The 3,047-nt window shown below is 46.7% G+C and carries 4 protein-coding genes and 1 pseudogene; all 5 read right to left on the bottom strand.

Features of this window, described 5'->3' with window-relative positions:
* Nucleotides 1–205, bottom strand: a pseudogene (gene pheS / locus PGX78_RS07185) (phenylalanine--tRNA ligase subunit alpha); the annotation flags it as partial.
* Nucleotides 206–462: 257 nt separating this feature from the next.
* Complete coding sequence (locus PGX78_RS07190; RefSeq protein WP_270446169.1) at nt 463–1,602, bottom strand: acyl-CoA dehydrogenase family protein; 1,140 nt, start codon at nt 1,600–1,602, stop codon at nt 463–465.
* A 26-nt stretch (nt 1,603–1,628) separates the two neighbouring features.
* The gene (locus tag PGX78_RS07195; protein WP_270446171.1) at nt 1,629–2,069 is read right to left on the bottom strand and encodes a PaaI family thioesterase; all 441 of its coding nucleotides are present in this window, start codon (nt 2,067–2,069) and stop codon (nt 1,629–1,631) included.
* Entirely contained in the window at nt 2,066–2,485 is a 420-nt protein-coding gene (locus PGX78_RS07200) for a PaaI family thioesterase (RefSeq protein ID WP_270446173.1), read from the bottom strand. The genes PGX78_RS07195 and PGX78_RS07200 overlap by 4 nt, the downstream gene beginning before the upstream one ends.
* Nucleotides 2,486–2,646: 161 nt before the next feature.
* Nucleotides 2,647–3,047 (bottom strand): isochorismatase family protein (locus PGX78_RS07205; protein ID WP_270446175.1); only part of this gene is annotated, 401 nt, incomplete at its 5' end.

Here is a 3,047-nt window from a genome sequence, read left to right on the forward strand (position 1 = left end):
TGACTTCGCGTGCCGAGTTAACAGCCTGGCCGACTTTCGGACGTTCTTCTGCCGACAAATCTTTCAAACTCTTCATAAGAGACGTGAGTTCGCCCTTTTTGCCTAAATACTTGACACGAATATCTTGTACATCTTGTAAGGCACTGCTTTTTTTCAACTGTTCGTTGACGGCTGCCTTAATCTCTTCGATTCTGTCTGTAATCATCGTATACCTCCTGCATAATAAAAAACGGACCCTCACCCCAAAGGGGCGAAGGTCTCGCGGTACCACCCTAATTATGACTTTACTCTCCTGTAACGGGAAGACCCGCTCGGCCTACTGTAGTTTCAGCCGAGAGCTCCGAAGGGAATCATAAAACCGGACGAGCGACACTCTCAATCGGCGATGTCGTTTCCTGTACACGTCTTTTTGTTATATGCTGTCTTCGTCATAGCAACTTATGTATTAATGCATCTATTGTATCAATAGAGCGTCTTATTTGCAATAACCAATCTTTGGATCTGGTTCGTGCCTTCGTAGATCTGCATGATTTTAGCGTCACGCATATACTTTTCTACGGGATATTCTTTAATATAGCCATAGCCGCCCATAACCTGTACGGCATCCGTCGTTACCTGCATGGCAACGTCCGAAGCGTTACATTTGGCAATAGCCGCTTCACGGCTGAAATCCATGCCCTGGTCCTTCATCCAGCAAGCGCGTTGAACAAGAAGACGAGCACCTTCAACCTTCATGGCCATATCGGCAATCATAGCCTGGACCATTTGGAAGGAAGCAATAGGCTTGTCGAATTGTACACGTACTTTAGCATATTCCGTGCAAGCGCGGAAAGCCGCTTCGGCAATACCGACCGATACGGCACCTACAAAGGGACGAGCCGCATCAAGCGTATTCATGGCAATTCGGAAACCCTGGCCTTCGCGGCCGAGGCGATCTTCCATGGGTACGAAGCAATCCTGGAAAATGAGTTCCGTCGTATTGGACGCACGAATACCCATCTTATTTTCGGCCTTGCCCACTGAAAAGCCCGGTGTGCCCTTCTTAACGATGAAGGCCGTCAAGCCGCGAACACCGCCGCCCTTACGCGTATTGGCGAAGACGACGAAAACTTCAGCCAAAGCACCGTTAGTAATGAAGCACTTCGTGCCGTTTAAGATATAGCCCTTGCCGTCTTCCGTTTTCGTAGCCTGAGTCGATACGGAGCCCGCATCGGAACCCGTTCCCGGCTCGGTCAAAGCAAAAGCTGCCAAGTGGTCGTCATTAATAATATCAAAATAACGCTTTTTCTGATCATCGTTCCCGGCAATGATAACGGGGTACGAGGCCAAAGCATTGGCTGCAACCGTCGTAGCTACGCCGGCACACCCTTTACCGAGTTCTTCATAAATAGCGGCAATGGTAACAGCATCCAAGCCGGCACCGCTGAATTCTTCGGGAATAGCTACGCCCAAAAGGCCCTGTGCTGCCAGTTTTTCCAACAACCCTTCATGAAGCGTTTCCGTTTCGTCCATTTCCAAAGCATACGGTTTGATTTCTTTTTCTACCAAATCACGTACGACTTTAATAATATCCAGTTGTTCGTCGTTGTAAGCAAAATCCATGTCGTTACCCAACCTTCCATCAATGACTACTGTTTTTCAGGTTTTTCAAGAATATAAAAAGAAGCTCGGCTCTTAACTACAAGTCGGCCTTCATCATCGCGAATGACCGCTTCCGTTAACAGCGTATCCTCCCCTATATTCACAACCGTACCCACACCGTGCAACAATTCGCCTACACGAGCATGTCGTACGTAATTCATGCTAATTTCCAGCGTTGTTATGCGATAGCCGCAAGTTCGGCTGGAAAATCCCATGAGCGTATCGCAAAAGGCCGTCATCAGTCCGGCTGATGCCGTACCGTCGGCCATGCAAAACCGTTCTTCTACGGGAAAATCAATTCTTACTTCTCCCCTGTCGAAGTCTATAACGCGACACGGCAGCGTTTGAAAATAAGGAGTGCTCTTATAAATCCGTGCCAACGTTTCTTGCAATGCTTTCTTTTCTTCCGGCGTAAAGCGTCCGTTCATAGCCGTTCGCCTCCGTCCGCTTTGACAGTAAACGTAGCCTTGGCATAGGCCAACCGGCGTTTTTCATTGTCGAAAAACTCGCAAACCGCTACGGCCGTCGTCCGCCCTTCATGAATGAAAAAGGTTTTGACAGCAATATCCGTATCGGCCTTGCCCGGTCGAATATGGTTTACGGCCAAGTCGAGAAGGTGAGGCTTTAACCCGTGCAGCAGGCACATCTTTTCCGTTACGGATGCGGCCATGCCGTAAAAAACACCGCCGTACAAAGTACCGTTCGGATTATCCCACGCTGTTCCCACATTATGAAAGACCAGAGTAAGACCGTCCTGACTTATCTCTGCTATGTCGAAACCCATGAACTGATCAAAAGGGCTATTCGCCAAATCGTCATATACCCTTTGTTCCGAAGCGATCATCTATCCGTCGCACCTTCCTGAAAATAATATACATACATCCTATATTTTACTATAGCCCTCATAGTTCGTCAAACAAAACGGCTTACCTATCCTATTTGCAGATAAATAAAAAGCAACAGGGTCTGTCCGTTACTTTTTTAGATGTATAAGTTTTTAACCGGTTAGTTATCATCCATGAAGGACAAGACTTCTTCTATAGGCAATACCCGTCCGAAAACATGATTCCAGATTTTTTCATGATGAATACGGATATTCGCCGCCGGCATATTTTTCGTATCAAAGGTCGTCGTTCCCCCTTGAGGTACCGTAATCTTATAATTTTTTTCAAAGGCTACGCGAATAGTCGTGTCCACACAATATTCAACTTGCATGCCCACGATGATTAGATTATCTATCCCCCTTTCTTTCAAATAAGCATCAAAATCCGTATCCTTAAATGACGACGGATGGGTCTTTTCAATAATCTTTTCGCCTTCCTTAGGGGCTATCGTTTCATGAATCTGCCACCCTTTTGTTCCCGGAACCAAACTGTCACTTTTATGACGAATATAAATAACTTCAA

The organism is Megasphaera sp. AF13-6AC, assembly GCF_027685385.1.
Lineage (GTDB): Bacteria > Bacillota > Negativicutes > Veillonellales > Megasphaeraceae > Megasphaera > Megasphaera micronuciformis.

What these genes read in the sequence shown, in the direction of transcription:
- PGX78_RS07190 (WP_270446169.1), bottom strand. Translation starts at nt 1,602, where the DNA reads ATGGATTTTGCTTACAACGACGAACAACTGGATATTATTAAAGTCGTA.
- PGX78_RS07195 (WP_270446171.1), bottom strand. Translation starts at nt 2,069, where the DNA reads ATGAACGGACGCTTTACGCCGGAAGAAAAGAAAGCATTGCAAGAAACG.
- PGX78_RS07200 (WP_270446173.1), bottom strand. Translation starts at nt 2,485, where the DNA reads ATGATCGCTTCGGAACAAAGGGTATATGACGATTTGGCGAATAGCCCT.